Raw genomic sequence first — 22,164 nt, forward strand, 5'->3', positions numbered from 1 at the left:
TGCCGACCGCCAGCGCAACCCTCCGTCCATTACACTTTCAGGTTGTCCCATACCTTGACCCGAGCACGGGCACGACACAGATGCTGGAACTCGATGGCTCGATTTGGTTTCGCTCCGGCGCCCAGACCTGGGGCGGAAAGAACCGTATAGACCTGCTGGCGCAGATCGACGCCACGGGGTCGATCACGGCTGCCGCGCGCGCGGTGGGCATGAGCTACAAGGGCGCCTGGGATGCCATCGACGCCATGAACAACCTGGCAGGAGAACCGCTGGTGATCCGGGCCGCCGGCGGCAAGGGCGGCGGCGGCACGCGCCTGACGGACCGTGCGCGCGGCCTCATCGCCACCTTCCGCGCCCTGGAGGCCGAACACCGCAAGTTCATGGAAAACCTGACCCGCGCTGGCGTGAACGCCAGCGGCGATATCGACCTCATGAGGCGTTTCATGCTCAAGACCAGCGCGCGCAACAAACTATTGGGCACCGTCATCCAGATTCGCGCCGGCGCCGTCAATGACGAGATCGTCCTGCGCATCGCGGGCGGCCAGACCATCACGGCCACCATCACCCGCGAAAGCACCCAGGAATTGGGATTGGCCGTGGGCAAAGAGGCGATTGCGTTGGTCAAGGCCTCGTCCGTCATCGTGGGCGCGCCCGGCCCCGGCCTGCGCCTGTCGGCCCGCAACCAGCTGCCGGGCAAGATCACCGCATTGCGCCCGGGCGCCGTCAACAGCGAAATCCTGATCGGCCTGGAAGGCGGCGTGACGCTGGCAGCCATCGTCACCAACGAAAGCGCGCAGGATCTGGGGCTGGACGCAGGCGCCGACGCCGTGGCGATCTTCAAGGCATCGAGCGTCATTCTGGGCGTGCTGGACTGATGCCTCGACTTAGCCCTCAAACGCCCACGTCGTCGTCGTGGCGGCGCACCCTGCCCTCGCGCACCTCGAACACTGCGTCGGCCAGCGCATCGACGTCAGCCGGGTCGTGCGTGATCAATAGCATCGGCACGTCCAGCTGACGCTGCAAGGCGGCCAGTTCCAAGCGCATCTTCCCCCGCAACTGCGAATCCAGCGCGGAAAAGGGTTCATCGAGCAGCAGGATGTCCGGGCGCAGCATCAGCGCTCGCGCCAACGCCACCCGCTGCTTCTGTCCACCCGAGATTTCACTGGGGTAGCTGCCCACGATAGAACCCAGCTCGAACGCATCGACCCAGCGCTGCGCCTCCGGCCCGACTTCGCGCCTCGGCGGATTGCGCCAGCCCCGCCGCAGCCCGAAGGCGATGTTCTGCGCGACGGTCAGGTGGGGAAACAGGGCATAGTCCTGGAACAGATAGGCGACGCGGCGCGACTGCGCGGGCAGGTTGACGCTGGCATCCGAATCGAACAGCACGCGGCCATTGATTTCGATGCGGCCCGCATCCGGACGCAACAGGCCCGCCACGGCCCGCAGCGTCAGGCTCTTGCCCGCCCCGGAAGGACCGAACAACGCAATGCGCTTGGCCGACGAATCGAACGCAACGTCCAGCGTAAAACGGCGGTCGCCCGACACCATCTGTTTGCGCACCTGAAGGCTGACGCTCATAGGGCGCTCCCGTTGCGGCGGCCGCTACTCACAGGCACCAGTTTGCCGGCCAGCAGCAAGACCACCACGCAGGTCACCGAAGTCACCATCACCAGCATATTGGCCGTGGCATCGTCGCCCGCCTGCACTGCCTCGTAGATGGCGACGGACAGGGTCTGCGTGCGCCCCGGCAGATTGCCGGCAATCATCAGCGTGGCGCCGAATTCGCCCAGCGCGCGCGCGAATGCCAGCAACACGCCCGCCGCGATGCCGCGGGCGGCCAGCGGCAAGGTAACGCGAAAGAACACCCCTGCTTCGCATACGCCCAGCACGCGCGCCGCGCTCTCCAGTTGGCTATCGACGTTCTCGAAAGCGGCGCGCGCCGATTTGAACACCAGGGGAAAAGCCACCACGGAAGCCGCGATCACCGCCCCTTGCCAGGTGAAGACCAGTTCGATGCCCCAGCCCGCCAGGGTCTCGCCAATAATGCCGCGGCGTCCCAGCAGCACCAGCAGGTAGTAGCCAAGCACTGTGGGCGGCAGCACCAGCGGCAAGGTGAGCAGCGCGTCCAGCAGGTCCCGCCCCGGCCAGCGCCAGCGCGACAGGCCATAGGCCGCGGCCGTGCCGGCCACGGTTGCCAACAGCGTTGCCCAGCCTGCCACTTTCAGGGAAAGCAGCAGCGGAACCCAAACCGGATCACTCATCAATGCCTACGATTCAACAGGTATCAGGGCTTCTGGAAGCCGTAGCGCGACAGTATCGCCTGCCCCGCGGGGGACAGCACATAGGCAACGAAACTTTCCGCTTCCTTGGCGGCGGCCTCGCGAGTCGTGACGGCGATGGGATAGGTAACCGGGGTCTGCGAAGGCACGCGCACCGCGATCTTGACCTTGTCCGCCATGACGGCTGCATCGGTCGCGAACACGAAGCCCGCGTCGACCTCGCCGCGAGCCACGTAGTCCAGGCTCTGGCGCACGTTCTGGGCCAGCACGCTCTTGGCCTGCACTGCGCTCCACAGGCCGGCGGCTTCCAGCGCGCCCTGCGTATAGCGGCCCACCGGCACCGATGCCGGGTTGCCATAGGCGACACGCTTGACGTCGTCGCGGGTCAGGTCCTTCAGCGTGGTGATGTTGGCCTTGCTGTCGGCCGGGACGATCAACACTACCTGATTGGCGGCGAAGTCCACGCGGGAGGCCGGCTTGACGGCCTTTTCCTCGATCGCCTTGTCCATGGCCTTCTGGTCTGCCGAGGCGAACACGTCGGCCGGCGCGCCCTTGACGATCTGCTGCAACAGCACGTCGGATGCGCCGAAATTCAGGATGACTTTAGTGCCGGCGTGCTCTTTTTCGTAGCCCTGAGCGACTTCCTTGAATGCATTGGTCAGGCTGGCGGCGGCCGACACGACCAGGTCGCCGGCGCAGGCATTGGCGCCCCACGTGGCGGCCAGCGCCAGGGACAGCGCCACGATCGGACGTTTGCGGAACATGATTTTCTCCCAGGGAAATCGCTAAGTCGGTGACGAAATATATCTAGGTATATAACGCTCGTCAATTTTGCTCCCGAGGGGCGTTGAGCAAAATCAAGAAGGGGCGGACGCCGGCCTCAGCCGCGCGCTACCGTGGTCTCGCGTACCGTTTCGGGCGTCAGGCGCGCACGCAGGTGTTCCAGCGCCAGTTCGGGCCGGGCCGACCCGCACATGAAGATATCGAGCGCCGCGAACCGGTGCTCGGGCCAGGTGTGGACGCTGATGTGGGATTCGCTGAGCAGGACTACGCCCGTCACGCCCGCGCCGTCGCCGAAATGATGGAAGTGCGCGCTCAGCACGCGGGCTCCCGCCGCCTCCGCCGCGGCGATCAGGTCGCGCTCCAGCGCTTGGGCATCGGTCAGGAGATCCGGCGGCACGCCACGGAAATCGGCCAGCACATGACGGCCGGGAGTGGCATGCAAAGTCACTTGTGCGATCCGCCCGAAGACCAGCCGGAACCGCCGGACGAGCTGCTGCCCCAACTGCTGCTGGAGCCGCCGCCGCTGGACATGCGAGCGCCCGGCGTACTGAACCCGGTCGCGAAGATCACCACCACGATGGCGTAGACGGTGTACAGGAGCTTGCCCATCTTGTTATTCGTCCTTGCTGGATAGTTTGTCCGCCAGCGCCGCCGGAATCCAGAGGAACGCCAGGCCGATCAGGATCGGGACGAAGCCTCCGCTGAATATGGTGTCGATGTTCAGGAAGGCCAGCACGATCATGGCCGTCCAGGCGAACTTGCGATACCCGCCGCTCTGGGCGCTGCGCGGCATGGCCTTCTGTTTGGCGAGTTCGGGATCACCGAACCATTCGGCCAGCTGCGCCGGCGCCACGGGTCCGGCAGCCGACCAGCCCAATTCGGACTCGCTCAGTTCGCGGGTCAGCTTGAGATTGCCGGCCTTGTAATCCGTGATCTTGGTGCTGTCGCCCACCTTGACGCGCCAGTTGAAGGCGCCCAGCGCCAGCTCCACGCGCGAGGTGTAGTCGTACAGTTTCTGGTAGAGCTTGGAACGCCAGCGCACGCTGCTGGCATTGTTATGGCTGGGCCAGGTATCGCATACCTGCACACGCTCCCAACCCTCGTCCGTTTCGACCAGCCAGATGAAGCCCTTCGCAGGGTTGAACAACAGGTATTCGATCCAGTCCGACGGCTCCTCGGGATCCGGATCGGCACATTTCATCAGACCGATGAGCGTGTAGGATGCCCCGTCGATCTTGGCCACCGCGCCCAGCGACAGCGTGGTCTTGATGGCCTTGACTTTGCGGGCCTTCTCGATGACTTCGGCCGTGGGCCCCGAGCAGTCGACCGTGGCGGAGCACGAAGGGCAGACCACCTGCGTGGCCATGGCGGCCACGAAGCTGATGGGCCCGCCGCAGTTCGGGCAGTCCAGCGCCTTGATCTGGCCGCGGAAACGGCCGGCGGTCTCTTCGACCTGCTCGTTGGTCCGCAGCGAGGCGGCCTGCATGGCGGCCAGGTCGAACGCCTTGCCGATGTACAGCTCGGGCTCGGGCCCGTCGGAGAAGTCCAGTGTCAGGAAGGCATCCAGGCTGCGGTAATCCGCCACCTTGGCCAGCCAGCCGTCGCCCGGCACGAACGGCAGCTCGCCCTCGGTGCCGCCCGCCTGGCAGGCCCGCACGTCGGCCGCCGTGAAGCGCTGCCCGTCCAGCTTCAGGTCATCCCCGGGCGCAATGTCGTCGAACGCCGGCATGCCCTGCGTGGACTTGACCTTGCGCCGCCGGGTCACGGCGTACTGGCCCGACGCATCGGACAGCCAGCCGTCGGACCCGTCCTCGAACCACAGGTACCACTCGTTCCAGAAGCCGTCTTCGTAACGCAGCTGGATGCGGCCGATCACGTCGAACCGCTTGCCGTCATGGGTACCGGCCGCGCCCAGGCAGAGGGGCGAATAGTCTTCCAGGACTTCGGCGGCCTCGCCGATGCGCTTGACCGACTCGGCGTCCTTCAGCAAGGTGCTGCGGCAGGCGCCGCAGACCGCCATGACGGATGCCGCGGACGTGAACTTGACTGGGGCGCCGCACTGCGGACACAGAACCTGCTGCATGGAGCCTTAGCTGGTGAGTTTCTTCAGCACTTCGGCCTTGGCCGAATCGTAGTCCGCGGCCGTGATCAGGCCCTTGTCCAGCAGGTCCTTGAGCTGCTGCAGCCGCTGCACCGGATCGCCGCCCGCGGCGGCGGGGGCCGCTTGCGCGGGCTGTTGCGTGCCCTGGGGCTGTGCCTGCCCTTGCGCGCCGGCCAAACCCGCGGCCATGGTCTGGCCCAGCGCCGCGCCGGCCGCCAGGCCCGCGCCGATGCCGGCGATGCCCCCCTCGTTCTGCGCCGCCATCGGTATCGCGGTGGCGGTCTGGTACTGGGTGAACTTGCCCAGGTCGCCCGCCATGCCCATCGAGATACGCGTGTCCAGCGCCTTCTGCAGCTCTTCGGGCAGGGAAACATTCTCGACCGTGAAGTTGTCCAGCTTGACGCCATAGCGGTCGAATACCGGCGCCAGTTGCTCGGCGATGCTCTGCGACATCAGCCCCTGATTGCCGGCCATGTCCAGGAACGGCACCTTGGAGCCGCCCAACGCCGTCGTCATCGCGGCGACCACCATGTTGCGCAGTTGCGCCTCCAGGTCGTCGACGGTGTATTCGTCCCGCGTGCCGCTGACCTCGCGGTAAAACTTGGCGGGATCGGAGATTTGATAGGAATACACGCCGAAGGCGCGCAGGCGCACCATGCCGAATTCGCTGTCCCGCAGCGTTACCGGCTGAGCCGTGCCCCAGCGCCGGCCCAGCTGCAGGCGCGTGCTGAAGAAGATGACGTCCGACTTGAAGGGGGACTCGAAGAGCTTGTCCCAGTTCTTCAGATAGGTCAGGATCGGCAGCGTCTGCGTGGTCAGCTTGTACATGCCGGGGCCGAACACATCGGCCACCTTGCCTTCGTTGACGAACACCGCCATCTGCGATTCACGCACGGTCAGGCTGGCACCGTACTGGATTTCAAAATCCTGCATGGGATGGCGCCAGGCGAGCACGCCATCGCGGTCCTCGTTCCATTGCAGGATGTCGATGAACTGCTTGCGGATGAATGAACCGAGACTCATGAGAAGTCCTCCTGTCAGATCGGGTTCGGCGCGCCGCCGGGGTCAGGTCAGGCAGGCCGCGTTGACAATGCCGGCGGCGATCGAAATCGAGCCGATCAGTCCGCCCATGGCGATGTTGTTTTCTTCGATGGCCTCGTTCATGCCGCGCACGGCCTGGGACACGCCCACGTACACAACGATCTGGACCACCATGGCGGCCAGGCCCCACAGCAGGAACATGGCGTAGCTGGCGTGTATGGCAATGCTGGAACACAGGGTAAAGCTGAAGCCCACCAGGGCGCCGCCATAGGACAGCACGGCGGCGATGTTGCCTTCCCGGATCAGCTCGAATTCCTTGTAGCGCGTGACCGCGGTATAGACCAAGGTGAAGATCCCCAGCATGACGAGCGCCGAGGCGATATAGATCAGATAGGTCACCGCCGGATGCATTGATTCTCCCATTGCCAGCCTCCCAATTGCGCGCAGTATATACGGCGCGTTCGATATACTGCGAACGCATTTTTCGTGTCGGACACCTCATGCGCGACCGCGTTCTCATCCTTTCGGTATTGATCGTCGCCTCCTGCGGTTTGGGCTATGAGCTCATCAGCAGCGCGCTGGCCAGCTATTTGCTGGGGGATTCGATACTGCAGTTCTCTTCCGTCATCGGCTGCTATCTGTTCGCCATGGGCATAGGCTCGTGGTTGTCAAAATATGTAAGAGACGAAGACGTTTTGAATCGGTTCATCGACGTCGAGCTCCTGGTCGCCTTGCTGGGCGGCGTCTCCGCGGCGGTGTTGTTCCTTGTGTTCGCGTGGTTGTCGGCTCCGTTTCGCGCCGCCCTGTATGTCGGGGTCTTCATCATCGGCCTGATGGTCGGCATGGAGATCCCGCTGGTGATGCGGGTATTCAATCAGCGCAAGACCGAGTTCCGTGAAATCGTCAGCCGCGTGCTGACCTTCGACTACCTGGGCGCGCTGGCCGTGTCGCTCGTGTTTCCCCTGCTGCTTGCGCCCAAGCTCGGGCTGCTGCGCACCAGCTTCCTGTTCGGCATCCTCAACGCCAGCGTCGCGCTATGGACGACCTGGCTGTTCCGCGCCGAGGTCAGCCGGCCCGGCGAAAAAGCCGTGCGCGCCAGCGTGGTGATCGGGCTGCTGGGGATGGGCTTCATCTACTCGGGAAGCATGACGGCGTGGGCCGAAAAAGGCCTGTACGGTGATGACGTCGTGCATGCGGAAACCACACAGTACCAACGCCTGGTGGTCACGCGCTGGCACGATGATCTGCGCCTGTACATCAACGGGAACCTGCAGTTCTCGTCACGCGACGAACACCGTTATCACGAAGCCCTGGTGCATCCGGGCCTGCAAGCCCTGCCCTGGGCGCGCAACGTGCTGGTGTTGGGCGGCGGCGACGGCCTGGCCGTGCGCGAAATCCTCAAATACAAGAATATCGAGCATGTCACGCTGGTGGATCTGGACCCCGCCATGACGGGGCTGTTCTCGCGCTCCGCCCCCTTGGTCGCGCTGAACCAGGGATCCCTGAAGGATCCCCGGGTCAAGGTCGTCAACGACGACGCCGGACGCTGGCTGGAGACCCATGCCGAGGTCTATGACTACATCGTGGTGGATTTTCCCGATCCATCCAACTTCGGCCTGGGCCGCCTTTACTCGGTGCCGGTCTATCACCTGATGGCGCGCCACCTGGCCGAAAACGGCTACATGGTGGTGCAATCCACCTCGCCTTATTTTGCGCCGCGCTCATTCTGGAGCGTGGACGCTACGCTCAAAGAAGCCGGCCTGAATACCTGGCCGTACCACACGTACGTGCCTTCGTTCGGCGACTGGGGCTTCATCCTGGCCGGCAAGCGCCGCGACTATGAACTGCCTGCCAGGATCACCGTGCCCACGCGATACCTGGATCCAGTCACCACGCGCGAACTGTTCCATTTCCCGGCCGACATGCCCGCGCTGGCAATGCCTCCGAACCGCTTGAACGAGCAATCGCTCGTGCGCTATTTCGACGAGGACTGGCGCAAGGTCATCCGTTGATGCGGCGCCGCAGCTTCCTCTTGGGCGCGGCCACGGCCGCGGTCGCCGGCACCGCCGGATACTACCGGTCACGCATCGTCGAGACCACGCCGGAAGTCCATTACCCCGGCATGCGGGCAGGCCACGCCCTGCGCGACGGCGCGTCCTGGCCGCAGCCCTCGGCCAGCTACAAGCATGAGATCGTGATACTGGGCTCGGGCGTGGCCGGCCTGTCCTGCGCCTGGAAACTGGCGCGCGAAGGCCATACGGACTTTCTGGTGGTCCAGGGCCCGGAACTCGCAGGCAATGCCGCCGCGGGTCAACGCGACGGCCTGGACTATCCCCTGGGCGCGCACTATCTGCCGTTGCCTTCGCTGGCGTCTACGCATGTGCGTGAAATGCTGGCCGACTTCGGCATCATCGAGCGCGGCGCAAACGAGGCCCGTCCTTACTACGACGAGTCCGCGCTGGCGCACTCCCCCCAGGAACGCCTGCTGCGCGGCGGGCAATGGGAGGAAAACCTGCTGCCCATGAGCGGACTGCCCGAAGAAGACCTGGCCCAGCACCGCAAGTTTCTTGCGTTGGTCGGGCGCCTGCACACGCAGACCGGCAGTGACGGCCGCAAGGTCTTCTGCATTCCGCTCACGCTTTCGTCGCGGGACCCGGCCTGGCGCGCACTGGATGCCATCACGTTCAAGCAATGGCTGGAACGCGAGGGCTACACCTCGCCCGCCCTGCACTGGTACTTGAACTACTGCTGCCGCGACGACTATGGCGCGCAGTACGACGTGGTCTCGGCCTGGGCCGGCCTGCACTACTTCGCCAGCCGCGACGGCCACGCCGCCAACGCAGGCGAAGGCGCCGTGCTGACCTGGCCAAGCGGCCTGTCCACGCTGCTGCAGCGCATGCGCGAGGCCATCACGAGCAAGCTCGGACATGCCAACTGGCTGGCCCCCGGCACCGTAGTGCGTTTGCAGGAGACGCCGGCCGGACCGCTGGTCACCTGCCTGGCCCTATCCGCCGAACCCGCCGCCTATACGGTGCAGGCGCGCCGCGCCGTGTGCGCGATGCCCCTGTTCGTCGCCCAGCGCATCCTGCCCGACATCCGCGGCTATGGCTACGATCCGGCGGTGCACGCGCCGCCGCACGCGCCCTGGATGGTGTCGAACTTCGTGATGGACGGCTACCCCGCCGAAGCGCCGGGAGAACCGCTGTCCTGGGACAACGTGGTCTACCAGGGAAAGGCGCTGGGCTATGTCGTCTCCACCCATCAGTTGCTGCGCGTGGCGCGCTCCCCGCGCAGCGTCTTCACGGCCTACCATGCGCTCAGCGGACAGGCGCCCCAGGCTGCGCGCGAGTGGCTCGCTCGCGCCAGTCCGCAGGAGTTGCGGACCGAAGCCGCATCCGACCTGGTCGCCGCCTATGGCGAGGAATTCTGGCGCCACGCGCGCCAGCTGGAAATCACGGTGCGCGGCCACGCCATGGCGTCGCCACTATGCGGCTATCTGTCCAATCCCGGCTTGACGGCCCTGCGCGACGTGGACGGCCCGGTGCTGTTCGCGCACGCCGACCTCTCCGGTTACTCCGTGTTCGAGGAAGCCTCGTGGTGGGGCGTGGTCGCGGCCGGCCGGATACTGGGCCAGAAGCCCCCGGCCTGAGATCCGCGCCCGGCAGCCCTGCAATACAATCCGGCGAGCCAGCCGGCATCACGGCTCATCCAGACCGGACTCAGATAAAAACACATGGGAAATCAAGTCATTGTCCTTGGCGCGGGCATCGTGGGCGTTTGCTGCGCGCTGGAATTGCAACGCAGAGGCATGTCGGTCACGCTGGTCGACCGGCAGGATCCAGGCCTGGAAACTTCGCTCGGCAACGCGGGCGTGATAGCCCGCAGTTCGCTGATGCCGTTCAACCATCCGGGCCTGTGGGCCCAGTTGCCCCGGCTGCTGAAGAACGACACCGTGCAGTTCCGCTACAAGCTGAACTACCTGGCGCGCAACCTCGGCTGGGCAGCGCGCTTCCTGCTCAGCGCCCGGCCCTCGGTGTTCAGGCAAACCGTGGAGGCGTTGGACGGACTGATCCGGCTGTCCGCGCCCGAGCATCTGCGGCTGTTGGATGCAGCCGGCGCCGCGCACCGGCTGCGCGATACAGGCTGGATATTCCTCTACCGCTCCGAACAAGGCTGGAACAGCGGCGAACTGTCCCGCAAGACCTTTGCCCGGTACCAGGTGCCGACCCAGGTGCTTGCCCCCGCGGAGCTGGCGGAACTCGAACCCGCCCTCGCGCCGATCTTTCACCGCGCCCTGTGGATCCAGGGCTCGTACTCCGTCGACGATCCCCACGAAGTCGTCGCCGCCTACGCTGCCCTGTTCCGCCGCTCGGGCGGCGCGTTCAAGCGCATGACCGCAAGCGCCATCCGCCGTGACGGCCAACGCTGGATCGTGCAGGGCACGCAAGCATCCGAATCGTTGGAAGCGGACAGGCTGGTGGTGGCGCTGGGCCCGTGGTCGAAAGCCTTGCTGAAAACAACGGGCATCGACCTGCCCATGGCCTTCGAACGCGGATATCACATGCATTACAGCGGCGTGGAAGGCGCCAGCCTGGCGCGCCCGGTCTATGACACCGGCGGCGGCTACGTGCTGTCTCCCATGGCGCGAGGACTGCGCCTGACCACTGGCGTAGAGCTGGACGCTTGCGAGGCGCCCGCCCGTCCGTTGCAGCTGGAGTTGGCCGAAGCGCGCGCCCGCGAGGCTTTCCCCTTGGATCGGCGGCTGGATCCCGAGGCGTGGCTGGGACGGCGTCCCACGCTGCCCGACAGCCGCCCGATGATAGGCGAGGCGCCGCGCCACCCTGGCCTGTGGCTGGCGTTGGGCCATCAGCATATCGGGTTCAGCACCGCGCCCGGCACGGCAAGGGTGCTGGGTGAACTCATGTGCGACGGCGCGGCTGCGCGGCACGAGGCGTTCCGCCCCGGCCGCTACCTTTGACGCGTCGGGCGGCCGAACCCGGCGTCCGCCGCCCGTTGCCGCCGTTCAGCCCAGCAGCAAAGCGTCGTCCGAAAGTTTCTCGCCGCGCACGCGTTCAAACATGGCGAGCAGGTCCGGCACGTCCATGCCGCGGCGTTCATCGCCGGACACGTCCAGCACCACCTGCCCCTGGTGCAGCATCACGGTGCGATCGCCCACATCCAACGCCTGCCGCATGCTGTGCGTCACCATCATCGTGGTCAGCTGGCTTTCAGCGACGATGCGCGCGGTCAGTTGCAGCACGAAGTCCGCCGTGCGCGGGTCCAGCGCCGCGGTGTGCTCGTCCAGCAGCAGGATGCGCGAAGGCTGCAAGGCCGCCATCAGCAGGCTGACCGCCTGGCGCTGGCCGCCCGACAACAGGCCGATACGGTCGGTGAGACGATTCTCCAGCCCGAGTCCCAGCGTGGCCAGGCGTTCGCGGAAGCCATCGCGCATCGACGCCTTTACCGCGCGGCTGTAACCGCGGCGCGCGCCGCGCATCTGCGCCAGCGCCATGTTCTCTTCGATGGTGAGGTCTTCGCAGGTGCCGGCCATGGGGTCCTGGAACACGCGCGCCACACGGCCCGCGCGCGCCCACACCGGCTGGCGCGTGACGTCCACGCCATTGATGTCGATGCGGCCGGAATCGACAGGCAGGTCGCCGGACACCGCGTTCAGGAACGTGGACTTGCCCGCGCCGTTGGAGCCGATGACGGTCACGAACTGGCCCGAAGGGATCTCCAGGGACAAGCCGCGCAGGGCGCGGGTCTCGATGGGCGTACCCGCGTTGAACGTAATCTTGAGATCTTTTGCGGACAACATATTCAGCACTCCATTGCACAATCGCAGCACACAGGCTGCATGAACTCCATGCAGTCCGATCGGGGCCGCCGCGAAGCCGGCTTTGCCGGTCCGCGCACGGCGCCACCTTGAGGGGGGCCCGCCTGAGGGGGGCCCGCCTGAGGGGAAAGCGCGGCAGGCGCTTCGGGGGTCGGCCTCATTTTTTCTTGCCGAAGAGACGGCGCTTGAGCATGGGAATGACCAGGGCGAACGTAACCAGCACCGCGGTGACGAGATTCAGGTCTTGCGCCTTCAGGCCGATGAAATCGCTGTTCAACGCCAGCGCGATGAAGAAGCGGTAGACGATGGCGCCAATGATGACTGCCAGGGTGGCCAGCACCAGCTTGCGCGACGGCAGGATGCTTTCGCCGACGATCACGGCCGCCAGACCGATCACAATGGTGCCGATGCCCATGGAAATGTCCGAGCCGCCCTGGGTCTGGGCGAACAGCGCGCCCGCCAGGCCGACCAGCGCATTGGACAGGGCCATGCCGCCCAGGATCATGCGGCCGGTATTGACGCCCTGCGCGCGAGCCATGCGGCCATTGGACCCGGTGGCACGCACGGCCAGACCCGTCTGCGTGGCAAAGAACCAGTCCAGCGCCAGCTTGGCCAGCAGCACGATCACGACCAGGATCAGCGGACGGGCGACATAGTCCGACAGCCATTCCGGCTGCAGGATGGTGAATACGGTGGGCTCGGTGATAAGCGGGACGTTGGGCTTGCCCATGATGCGCAGGTTGACCGAATACAGCGCGATCATCATCAGGATACTGGCCAGCAGGTCCATGATCTTCAGCTTGACGTTCAGCCAGCCGGTGACCAGTCCGGCGAGCGCGCCGGCGAGCGTGGCAATGACCGTGGCCAGGAAGGGATCGGAGCCCGAAGCGATCAGCGTGGCACAGACCGCACCGCCCAACGGAAAGCTGCCGTCAACGGTCAGGTCCGGGAAGCGCAGCAGGCGGAATGAGATGTACACGCCCAGAGCCACCAGGCTGAAGATCAGGCCGATCTCCAACGCGCCTAACAACGAGAACAATGACATGGGTCAAATCCAATCAGGTAAGAAACGAGCATATTAAAGAGTTGAAACGTCGGATATCTTGCGTTTCGGGGTCAGTTTTACCCCAGCTTTCGCAAGAAACGTTTCCCGGTTCGCGATTTTCTCTCGTTTCCTGCCAAAGCGTTCCCGTGCCGGGCGGCGAGGCCGCCAGCAGGAGTCTGCAGGACCATTCAGGGAGCAAAAACGCCGGGCGGGCTCAGCGCCGGAAGGCGGGCCGCCTGGCCATTCAAGACCAGCACAATGCGCCGGGCCGCGAGCATCTCGTGAATGCTGCCGCCCTGAAGACCATGGGGTAAGGCAAGACACCGAAAAGATAAAACTAGCCCCGCTCACGCCGGGTAGGCATGGCGGGGCGGGAACGGCTGACGTTTACTTCACGACCACCGCGGCCGACTTGATGATCGCGTCGGACAGCGTGACGCCCTGCTTGGCGGCGGCGCCCGGATTCACGTAGAGCTCAAGCTTGGAAATCGTTTCCGAGGGGATGGCGCCGGGCTTCTCGCCCTTGAGGATGCGCACCACCACCTTGCCCGTCTGCACGCCCAGGTCGCGGTAGTTGATGCCCAGGGCGGCGATGCCGCCGCGCTTGACGCTGTCGGTGTCGGATGCGATCAGCGGGATCTTGGCGTCGTTGCCGACCTTGACCAGCGACTCGTAGGCCGACACGACGTTGTTGTCCGTGTTGGTGTAGATGACGTCGACCTTGCCGATCAGGCTGCGCGCGGCGGAAGCCACGTCCACCGAGCGCGGCGCGGCCGCTTCGACCAGGCTCATGCCCGACTTGGGCAGGATTTCCTGCAGTTTCTTCACCACCACGACCGAGTTGGCTTCGCCCGGGTTGTAGACGATGCCCACGCGCTTGGCGTTGGGGACGATTTTCTTGATCAGTTCGACCTGCTTGTCCAGGGCCAGCAGATCCGACACACCGGTCACGTTGGTGCCCGAGGCGTCCATGCTGGCGACCAATTGAGCGGCGACCGGATCGGTCACGGCGGAATACACCACCGGCACGTCCTTGGTGGCCGCGACGACGGCCTGGGCCGACGGCGTAGCGATCGCAACGATGGCGTCCGGCTTGTCGCCGACGAACTTGCGGGCGATCTGGGCGGCCGTGCCATTGTTGCCTTGGGCGCTCTGGTATTGCCACTTCAGGTTCTTGCCCGGCTCGTAGCCGGCCTGCTTGAGGGCGTCCTGCACCCCGTCACGCACGGCGTCCAGCGCCGGATGCTCGACGATGGCGGTGACCGCCACCGACTTCTGCTGCGCGGCCACTGGCGCGGCGATAGCCATCGCCAGCGCCATGGCGCCAACCGTCAGAAAATGTTTTTTTCCGATCAGCATAGGTAAGCTCCTTGAACCCTTGTATTTGCTCATTATTACGGCGCCGCCGGCGGCTCCCCGCCGGCCGGGCCAGCCGTAAAGCCGTATAGTCTAACTTGCCGCCACCCCAAAACGTTTGGGGGGAATCCCTGAAATGGTGCATGCCGCAACAGCATGCACCACGACCGCAACATCCAGAGGCCTCACCATGATCAAACGCGCATTGGGCCGTTCCGGCCTGCAGATTCCTCCCCTCACCTTCGGCGGCAACGTCTTCGGCTGGACCGTCGACGAAGCCGGCACCTATTCGCTGCTGGACGCGCTGGTGGATGCCGGACTGAACTTCATCGACACCGCCGACGTGTATTCCCGCTGGGTCCCGGGCAACCAGGGCGGCGAATCCGAAACCCTGATCGGCAAATGGCTCAAGCGTTCCGGCAAGCGCGACCAGGTGCTGATCGCCACCAAAGTCGGCATGGAAATGGGACCGGAAGCCAAGGGCCTGGCGCCCGCCTACATCCGGCGCTCGCTGGAAGCCTCGCTGGCCCGGCTGCAGACGGACCATATCGACCTGTACCAATCGCACCAGGACGATCCGGACACGCCCCTGACCGACACCCTGGCCGAATACGCCAAGCACATCGAGTCAGGCAAGGTGCGCGCCATCGGGGCGTCCAACTACACAGCGGTACGGCTGTCCGAGGCCTTGATCGCCAGCGAACGGCACAGCCTGCCACGCTACGAGAGCATCCAGCCCGAATACAACCTGTACCGCCGCGAACCTTTCGGAGCCGGCCTGCAAAGCCTGGTGAAAACGCAGCAGATGGGCACGATCAATTATTACGCGCTGGCCAGTGGCTTCCTCAGCGGCAAATACCGCAGTCCGGCCGACGTCGGCAAGAGCCCGCGCGGCCGGAAAATCGTTGAGACCTATCTCAATGATCGCGGCTACCGCATCCTGAAAGCGCTGGACGAAGTCGCCGAGGATGCGGGCTGCACGCCCGCGCAGGCCGCGCTGGCCTGGCAGATCGCGCAACCCGGCATCACGTCGCCCATCGTCAGCGCGACGTCGCTGGAACAGCTGGACGAACTGGTCAAGGCGGCCAGCCTGACGCTGACCCACGATCAACTGGCCAAGCTCAGCCTGGCCAGCGAATGGCGCTGACGGGCGGCGCGCGCCACCCGGCGCGCGCCCGGCTCTCGGCGATCAATCCAGCTTGACGCCCGAGTCCTTCACCACTTTGGCCCAGCGGTCGACTTCGCTGTCGACGAATTTGCCGAACTCGGCGCCCGTCAATGTCGGTACGGCCGAACCGTTGCCGGTCCAGGTTTCCTTGATTTTCGGCGCGTTCAAGGCCTTGGTGATCTCGGCGCTCATCTTGTCCACGGCCTCTTTCGGCGTGCCGGCGGGCGCCCAGATCGCGTACCAGGTCGACACCACGTAGTTCGGCACGCCCGCCTCCGCGGCGGTGGGAACGTCCGGCAGCGACGGCGAACGTTCCGGGGCGGCCACGGCCAGCGGCTTGATCGAGCCCGCGCGGATGTGGCCGGCCGAAGAGCCCAGGCCGTCGAACGCCAGGTCCACCTGCCCGCCGATCAGGGCCGATAGCATGGGCCCCGCGCCCTGGTAGGGCACATCCACCAACTTGATCCCGGTCTGCATGGCGAAAAGCTCGCCGGCCAGATGGTGCGTGCTGCCCTTGCCCGCCGTGCCGAAGTTGATCTCCCCGGGGCGTTTCTTGGCGTAGTCGATCAGTTCCTGCACGGTCTTGACCGGAAGCTTGGCCGAATTGATGACGATGACCTGCGGCGGCTGCGCCACCAGCGCGACCGGCACGAAGTCTTTCTGGATGTCGTAGTTCAGGTTTTTGTACAGCGAAGGGGCGAGCGCGTGGTGAGCACCGCCCATGAAAAAGGTGTAGCCATCGGGCCTGGCCTTGGCCGCGACGCCTGCGCCCACGGTTCCGCCCGCCCCGCCCTTGTTGTCGATGACCACGGTCTGGCCCAGTTGCGTGGTCAGTTGCTGGGCCAATGGACGGGCGAATGTGTCGGTGCCGCCGCCCGCGGGGAACGGGACGATCAGCGTGATTGGACGTTCAGGCCATTGCGCCGAGGCGGCGCCGCCGAAGCCCAGGGCGGCCACGGCGAACGCGGCCGCGGCAGTGGTGCGATATTTCATATTGTCTCCTCTTGCTGCAGCATGGGGACGGCGCGGTTCTATTGCGTCTCGTCTCTTGAATTTCTTATTGAATGAAGCTGCTCGGACTTGGGTGGAACTGTCTGGGAATGGGCTCCTGAAAAATAGGGTTGCACGCTGGCCGGCGCGTCGCGGGAACGCCGCCCCGGCAAGGGAAGCGGCGGCCGCCAGCGCGGGCTCAAAGCGCCTCGTAGGTATCGCGCAGCACGTTCTTCTGCACCTTGCCCATCGTGTTGCGGGGTAACTCAGCGATGATGTGCACGCGCTTGGGCACCTTGAAATTGGCGATGCGCGATTTCAGTTCAGCCTGCATGGCCGCCGCGTCCAGCGACGCGCCGTCCTTGGGCACCACCACGGCCACCACGGCCTCGCCGAAGTCGGCATGCGGCACGCCGATGACCGCCGATTCGGCCACGCCGGGCATATCGTCGATCAGCGTCTCGATTTCCTTGGGGTACACGTTGAACCCGCCGGAAATGATCAAGTCCTTGCTGCGGCCCACGATGGACAGGTAGTCGGCCGGCACGTCGCGCCCGGCGGATTCTCCGCCCCAGCGGCCCACGTCGCCCGTCTTGAACCAGCCGTCCGCCGTGAACTCTTCGCGGGTCTTTTCCGGCATGCGCCAATAGCCCGAGAACACGTTCGGTCCGCGCACCTGAACGTTGCCGATCTCGCCCGGCGCGAGCGCGATGCCGGCATCGTCCACCACCCGCACCTGCACGCCTGGCAAGGCCCGCCCCACCGTGCCTGCAAGGCGCTCGCCCAGCTTGGCGTCATAGGGGTTGGACGTCAGCATGACCGTCTCGCTCATGCCGTAGCGTTCAAGAATGGCATGGCCGCTGCGGCTCTGAAAATCCGAGAAGGTCTCGGCCAGCAACGGCGCGGAGCCAGAAATGAACAGACGCATATTGGCGCATACGCTGCGGTCGAAACGCGGGTCCGCCAACAGGCGCACGTAGTAGGTCGGCACGCCCATCATCACCGTGCTGCGCGGCAGATAGCGCAATGCCTGGTCGACATCCAGCTTCGGCAGCCAGATCATCCTGGCCCCAGCCAGCAAAGCGCCGTGCGAGGCCACGAACAAACCATGCACGTGGAAGATCGGCAGCATGTGCAACAGCACGTCATCCGAACGCCAACCCCAGTATTCGTGCAGCACGCGGGCATTGGCGGCAAGATTGCCATGCGAGAGCATTGCCCCCTTGCTGCGCCCGGTGGTGCCGGAGGTGTACAGGATGGCCGCAAGGTCGTCGGGCTGGCGCGCCACGGTCTTGAAGGTCTGCGGCTGGCCGCCAGCGGCATCAAGCAGCGTGCCGCTGCGGTCCTCGTCCAGCGTGTATACGTGCGCGGTCCCGGCCGCGTCGGCGGCGCGCTTCACCCAGTCCAGGTTCTTGCTGGCGCAGACCACCACGGCCGGTTCGGCGTTGCCCAGGAAGTACTCTATTTCCGCTTCGCGGTAGGCGGTATTCAACGGCAGGTACACCAGGCCGGCGCGCAGCGTGGCCAGGTACAGCAACAAGGCTTCCGGGGATTTCTCGACCTGCACCGCCACGCGCGACCCCGCCGGCAGGTCCAGTGAGGTCAGCAGATTGGCCAGGCACGCGGTGGCGCGATCGATGTCGTCCCAGGTGTATTGCAGGTCGGGCGTTTCCAGCGCGACTTTGCTGCGGTCTTTGGGAAAGCCGCCTTGCAGGACAGCATATAGATTTGCGTTGCTCACCTTGTCTAGTCTCCGGAAAAGGAAGGGTCCACGCCGGCCAGGAAAGCGCGCACGCCCTCCTTGTGGTCCCGGCTGTCGGCGTACGAGAAATAATCCTGGTATTCGTCTTCGGTCAGGGCGCCCCCCGCGGCGAGCCTGCGCGACAAGCGCTTGTTGATGCGGGCCGCCAGCGGCGCGCCCGCCGCGATGCGCTCGGCGCTGCGCCGGGCGGCAATGGCTACCTGATCGTCGGGGACGACGCGGGTCAGCAGGCCCAGTTCGCGGGCTTCCGCCGCGCCGAACACACGGCCTTCGAGCAATATGGCAAGCGTGGCGGCGCGCCCGACCAGGGCCAGCAGTCCGCTCATCTCGTCGGGTGCCATGGGAAAGCCCAGGCGATTGATCGGCACGCCAAAGCGCGCGGACTCACCGGCGATCCGCAGATCGCACTGGCTGGCGATCTCCAGGCCGCCGCCCACGCAGACGCCCTCGATCTGCGCCACGACAGGATGCGGGCACATGGCCACTGCCCGCAAGGCGGGCGCCAGCACTTCCCGGTGGTAATGCTGCACCCCCGCAGCGTCGGCGCGTTGCGCGGGAAATTCGCGGATGTCAGCGCCGGCGGCGAAATTGCCGCCCTCGCCCCGCACGATCACGCAACGCAAGGCGCCGTCCCGCGCAATGGCGTCGAACACGTCCCGCAGTTCACGCCACATGCCCACCGTGATCGCATTCAGGCGGCCGGGGTGCGATAGCGTCACCCATGCCAGATCGCCCTCACGCTCCAGCAGCACGCGGCCGGCCACGTTGTCCGTCATGTCTCCTGTCCTCTTTTTTATTTAGTTGTTGCGGTGCCGATGAAGCACTTATGCGACGCGCCCCACGCCACGGCTGACCTGGGGTTTGCCCTCACCCAGCCGAGCGAGGTTGTCGTCCAGCTCGTCGAGGTCGTAGAGGTAGTTCACCATCATGCCGCAGGACTGTTTGAGCCCCTTGGACGAGGTATCGGCCGCCCAGTTGAGACGCTCGATGCGCGCGCCGTTACCCAGGTGAAAGCGCGCCACGGGATCCACCGGCATGCCGTTCTTCATGGACTGCAGATAGTTGGCCGTCAGGCGCAGGCCCGCGCGCTTGACCACATCCGAAACCTTGCCCTGAGCGGCCTTGGACAGGCGTGCTGCCCAACGATGGCCGTCGGGCACGCCCTCGCGCTTGCGCGACTTGGCGCGCACCTTGTCCTCGCGCACGATGGCTTCCACCGCCTCGGCGTCCAGCTTGCCCAGCCAATCGGCAAACCCCGGAATGGGCGACAGCGTGGCAAAGGACTTCAGCTTGGGCAGTTCTTGCAGCAGCTGCTCGACCACGCGCTTGAGCAGGAAGTTGCCGAAGCTGATGCCCTTCAGGCCGGGCTGCGTGTTGGAAATGGAATAGAAGATGGCCCAGCGCGCCTTGTCCAGATCCTGCGGCGGCAGCGTGCTGTCCAACAGCACCTGCACGTTATCGGCCATCTGGCTGGCGAAGGCCACCTCCACGAAGATCAGCGGCACGCCCGGCATCTGCGGATGGAAATAGGCATAGCAGCGGCGGTCCGGCGAAACGCGGCGGCGCAGGTCGTCCCAGGACGTGATTTCGTGGACGGCTTCGTACAGAATCAGCTTTTCCAGCAGCGACGCGGGCGAATCCCAGGTCAGGGGCCGCAGTTCCAGCAGGCCCACGTCAAACCAGGCGGACAGCAGGCCTTCGAGGTCCTTGTCCAGCGCCTGGATGCCCGCGACCTGCTTGCGCCAACGCAGCATGTCAGCGCGCAATTCGACCAGGAACCGCAGGCCCTGCGGTTGCGCGTTGAAGCGCTTGAACAGGCGCGCGCCCTCGCCGCCGTCGCCCGCGTAGCCGCCGCGCGCCTGCGCGAGCGCCGTCAGCATCAGCCGGCGATCCTTGCCGTCCGCGGCGCTGTATTGCTCGCACCAGCGGCGCGCCAGTTTGTTGGCGGCCACGTCGGTCAGGCGCGCCTCGAACAGGCGCCGGACTTCGGATTCGCTGGGCAATCGGCCGCGTTCCCACAGCTTGCCCAGGCGGGACATGAGGCTGGCGCTTTCGGCCGCGGCCACCGCGTCGACGGCATCGGCCTCGGGCTCAGGCGTGCGTGCGCCGCGCGCGGGTGCGAGATTGGCGGGTGCGGACATGGGCGGGCTCCTCGATGACGATGGGGTCGGACGGCGCCGGATCGGCCGCGTCCGCTTGGCTCAATGCGCGCAGCGCTTCCAGCTGCCGCATCAAATGGGTATGCGCGAGCGCTTGCGCGGCATCGCTATCGCGCGCCTTCAGCGCTTCGAAAATGGCCAGGTGTTCGGCGCAGGACTCCTGGATGCGACCCGGCAGCGACAGGCTGCGGTGGCGCGACAGGCTCAGCACCTTGCGCAGGTTGCCGACCATGTCCGACAGCCACTGGTTGCCGGCCAGCGCCTGCACCGCTTCGTGGATCAAGTAATTGGTCTTGTAATAGGCATCGATGCGGCCGGCCTTGGCGTGACCCGCCAGCGCGGCATGCAACGGTTCCAGCTCGGCCAACTGCGCGTCACTGGCCTTGCGCGCGGCTTCGAAGGCGCAGCGCCCTTCCAGCATCGCCATCAACGGGAAGATGTCTTCCAGGTCCTGCGCGGAGAGTTCGTTGACGAAACAGCCGCGGCGCGGCTCCAGGCGTACCAGGCCTTCGGTGGCCAATACCTTGAGCGCCTCGCGCAAGGGGGTACGGGATATGCCCAGCTCGCCCGCCAGGCGCAGTTCGTCGATCCATTCGCCATTGCGCAGGGAGCGCGCGTGGATCATGCCACGCAGGCGATCCGCGACTTCCAGGTACAGGGCTTGCCGGACGATGGGTAGGGTCATGGGTCAGCGGCCTGAACAGCGCCGTAATTCATAATTATGAATAAGGCCATGATAGAACCGGATGAGGGGAAAGAAAACCCCTCCCGCCTCGGTAGCTACCCTATGAAAAGCGGACAAGCCCTGACGCTGCGCCCGCGTCGCGGGCTTTCTGCCCGACTGTCCGCGTCAGAAGTGCAGCACCCCGTCCACGGCGTGGCGGGTCAGCGAGCGGGCCCAGCGGCGCGCCGGCAGGCCGTACCGGGCCTCCACCACCTCGGCCCGGGCCAGCAGTTCAGCTGGGGTGATGGCCAGGCTCGGGCCGGAAAACGCCAGCACGATCTGATTGCCTGCCTCGACCTCGGGCAGCAGCACGATCCGGTCGTCGAAGGCCTTGGACAGATTGTCGATATTCTTGCCAAAGCTTTCATGACGCCCGAACAGGTTCACCGCCAGCACGCCAACCTCGCCCAGCACGCGGCGGCAGTCGCGGTAGAACTTTACGCTGTCGCGCACCGGCCCCTCGGCCGAGGCGTCGTACAGGTCGACCATCAGCACCGGGCAGTGTCCGGCATTGAGCGGATCGGCCACCCAGACGCCGGCGTCGGCGTGCTCGACGTCGAGCCGGTTGGACCCCGGCAGGCGGAAGAACATGTGGCAGGCGGCCGTTACCCGCGGATTCCATTCCACCGCCAGCAAGGGGCTGCGCGTGTGCTTTACGCAAAAACGCGCCAGCGAACCCGCGCCCAGCCCCAGCATGCCGATCGGCTCGTCCTTGGGCGGTTCCAGGAACAGCAGCCAGGCCATCATCTGGGCGGTGTATTCAAGCACCAGTTCCGAAGGGTTCTTGATGCGCATCGCACCCTGGACCCATACGGTGTTGAAGTGCAGATAGCGGACGCCGTCCACCTCGGACAGGGTGGGCTGATCCAGCTCGGAAGGAAAGTTCGATTTATGCATGGCGGGGATTGTAGGTCGGACGC

Annotated in this window: 22 protein-coding genes; 5 read left to right on the forward strand and 17 right to left on the reverse strand. The window is 65.6% G+C overall.

What is annotated here, in order from left to right; translation table 11 throughout:
* Positions 1–80: 80 nt before the first annotated feature.
* Positions 81–875, forward strand: a complete 795-nt coding sequence (locus CEY08_RS15725) for a TOBE domain-containing protein (protein ID WP_076814587.1) — start codon at positions 81–83, stop codon at positions 873–875.
* A 16-nt stretch (positions 876–891) separates the two neighbouring features.
* Here the strand turns inward: CEY08_RS15725 and CEY08_RS15730 are convergent, their stop codons facing one another.
* The 8 genes from CEY08_RS15730 to CEY08_RS15760 form a co-directional block, all read right to left on the reverse strand.
* Entirely contained in the window at positions 892–1,578 is a 687-nt protein-coding gene (locus CEY08_RS15730) for an ATP-binding cassette domain-containing protein (protein WP_076814589.1), read from the reverse strand.
* Positions 1,575–2,261, reverse strand: a complete 687-nt coding sequence (gene modB, locus CEY08_RS15735; RefSeq protein WP_076814591.1) for a molybdate ABC transporter permease subunit — start codon at positions 2,259–2,261, stop codon at positions 1,575–1,577. Before modB ends, CEY08_RS15730 begins: the two co-directional genes overlap by 4 nt.
* A gap of 23 nt (positions 2,262–2,284) precedes the next feature.
* Positions 2,285–3,043: a molybdate ABC transporter substrate-binding protein gene (modA, locus tag CEY08_RS15740; protein WP_042794366.1), complete on the reverse strand. Its 759-nt coding sequence runs from the start codon at positions 3,041–3,043 to the stop codon at positions 2,285–2,287.
* Between the two features lie 116 nt (positions 3,044–3,159).
* Positions 3,160–3,510, reverse strand: a complete 351-nt coding sequence (gene speD / locus CEY08_RS15745; protein ID WP_076814593.1) for an adenosylmethionine decarboxylase — start codon at positions 3,508–3,510, stop codon at positions 3,160–3,162.
* On the reverse strand, positions 3,507–3,671 hold the full coding sequence (locus CEY08_RS29975) for a hypothetical protein (RefSeq protein ID WP_164794001.1): 165 nt from the start codon (positions 3,669–3,671) through the stop codon (positions 3,507–3,509). The genes speD and CEY08_RS29975 overlap by 4 nt, the downstream gene beginning before the upstream one ends.
* Before the next feature lie 4 nt (positions 3,672–3,675).
* The gene (locus CEY08_RS15750) at positions 3,676–5,145 is read right to left on the reverse strand and encodes a DUF4178 domain-containing protein (protein WP_076814595.1); all 1,470 of its coding nucleotides are present in this window, start codon (positions 5,143–5,145) and stop codon (positions 3,676–3,678) included.
* A 6-nt stretch (positions 5,146–5,151) separates the two neighbouring features.
* Positions 5,152–6,186, reverse strand: coding sequence for an SPFH domain-containing protein (locus CEY08_RS15755; protein WP_063641195.1), 1,035 nt, complete (start codon positions 6,184–6,186; stop codon positions 5,152–5,154).
* Positions 6,187–6,228: 42 nt separating this feature from the next.
* On the reverse strand, positions 6,229–6,615 hold the full coding sequence (locus tag CEY08_RS15760) for a DUF350 domain-containing protein (RefSeq protein ID WP_042794370.1): 387 nt from the start codon (positions 6,613–6,615) through the stop codon (positions 6,229–6,231).
* Between the two features lie 89 nt (positions 6,616–6,704).
* Here CEY08_RS15760 and CEY08_RS15765 point away from each other — a divergent pair, with 89 nt between their 5' ends.
* The 3 genes from CEY08_RS15765 to CEY08_RS15775 all read left to right on the forward strand — a co-directional run bounded on the left by CEY08_RS15765 (position 6,705) and on the right by CEY08_RS15775 (position 11,182).
* On the forward strand, positions 6,705–8,216 hold the full coding sequence (locus CEY08_RS15765; protein ID WP_076814597.1) for a polyamine aminopropyltransferase: 1,512 nt from the start codon (positions 6,705–6,707) through the stop codon (positions 8,214–8,216).
* Positions 8,216–9,853 carry an NAD(P)-binding protein gene (locus CEY08_RS15770; protein WP_076814599.1) on the forward strand — a complete coding sequence of 546 codons (1,638 nt, stop codon included), beginning with the start codon at positions 8,216–8,218 and terminating at the stop codon, positions 9,851–9,853. Before CEY08_RS15765 ends, CEY08_RS15770 begins: the two co-directional genes overlap by 1 nt.
* A gap of 84 nt (positions 9,854–9,937) precedes the next feature.
* A complete protein-coding gene (locus CEY08_RS15775) occupies positions 9,938–11,182 on the forward strand; it encodes an NAD(P)/FAD-dependent oxidoreductase (protein WP_076814601.1) in 1,245 nt (414 codons plus the stop codon).
* 45 nt (positions 11,183–11,227) lie between these two features.
* Here the strand turns inward: CEY08_RS15775 and CEY08_RS15780 are convergent, their stop codons facing one another.
* From CEY08_RS15780 to CEY08_RS15790, 3 genes are all read right to left on the reverse strand, one after another.
* Positions 11,228–12,022 carry an ABC transporter ATP-binding protein gene (locus tag CEY08_RS15780; RefSeq protein ID WP_042794374.1) on the reverse strand — a complete coding sequence of 265 codons (795 nt, stop codon included), beginning with the start codon at positions 12,020–12,022 and terminating at the stop codon, positions 11,228–11,230.
* 175 nt (positions 12,023–12,197) lie between these two features.
* Positions 12,198–13,085, reverse strand: a complete 888-nt coding sequence (locus CEY08_RS15785) for an ABC transporter permease (RefSeq protein ID WP_076814603.1) — start codon at positions 13,083–13,085, stop codon at positions 12,198–12,200.
* Positions 13,086–13,472: 387 nt separating this feature from the next.
* Positions 13,473–14,444 (reverse strand): ABC transporter substrate-binding protein, encoded by a 972-nt coding sequence (locus CEY08_RS15790; RefSeq protein WP_013395028.1) that lies wholly within the window; start codon positions 14,442–14,444, stop codon positions 13,473–13,475.
* Positions 14,445–14,631: 187 nt separating this feature from the next.
* Here CEY08_RS15790 and CEY08_RS15795 point away from each other — a divergent pair, with 187 nt between their 5' ends.
* Entirely contained in the window at positions 14,632–15,588 is a 957-nt protein-coding gene (locus CEY08_RS15795; protein WP_076814605.1) for an aldo/keto reductase, read from the forward strand.
* A gap of 42 nt (positions 15,589–15,630) precedes the next feature.
* Here CEY08_RS15795 and CEY08_RS15800 read toward each other — a convergent pair whose 3' ends face one another.
* From CEY08_RS15800 to CEY08_RS15825, 6 genes are all read right to left on the reverse strand, one after another.
* Positions 15,631–16,602 (reverse strand): Bug family tripartite tricarboxylate transporter substrate binding protein, encoded by a 972-nt coding sequence (locus tag CEY08_RS15800; protein ID WP_076814607.1) that lies wholly within the window; start codon positions 16,600–16,602, stop codon positions 15,631–15,633.
* 196 nt (positions 16,603–16,798) lie between these two features.
* On the reverse strand, positions 16,799–18,340 hold the full coding sequence (locus CEY08_RS15805) for a malonate--CoA ligase (RefSeq protein WP_076814609.1): 1,542 nt from the start codon (positions 18,338–18,340) through the stop codon (positions 16,799–16,801).
* Positions 18,341–18,345: 5 nt separating this feature from the next.
* Entirely contained in the window at positions 18,346–19,137 is a 792-nt protein-coding gene (locus tag CEY08_RS15810) for an enoyl-CoA hydratase/isomerase family protein (RefSeq protein WP_063959752.1), read from the reverse strand.
* Positions 19,138–19,185: 48 nt separating this feature from the next.
* The gene (locus CEY08_RS15815) at positions 19,186–20,502 is read right to left on the reverse strand and encodes a malonyl-CoA decarboxylase domain-containing protein (protein WP_063641189.1); all 1,317 of its coding nucleotides are present in this window, start codon (positions 20,500–20,502) and stop codon (positions 19,186–19,188) included.
* A complete protein-coding gene (locus CEY08_RS15820; RefSeq protein ID WP_063641188.1) occupies positions 20,453–21,205 on the reverse strand; it encodes a GntR family transcriptional regulator in 753 nt (250 codons plus the stop codon). Before CEY08_RS15820 ends, CEY08_RS15815 begins: the two co-directional genes overlap by 50 nt.
* Before the next feature lie 165 nt (positions 21,206–21,370).
* A complete protein-coding gene (locus CEY08_RS15825) occupies positions 21,371–22,141 on the reverse strand; it encodes a class I SAM-dependent methyltransferase (protein ID WP_076814610.1) in 771 nt (256 codons plus the stop codon).
* Positions 22,142–22,164 lie beyond the last annotated feature (23 nt).

Origin of the sequence: Achromobacter insolitus, from assembly GCF_002209555.1 — a bacterium.
Classification (GTDB): Bacteria; Pseudomonadota; Gammaproteobacteria; order Burkholderiales; family Burkholderiaceae_B; genus Achromobacter; species Achromobacter insolitus.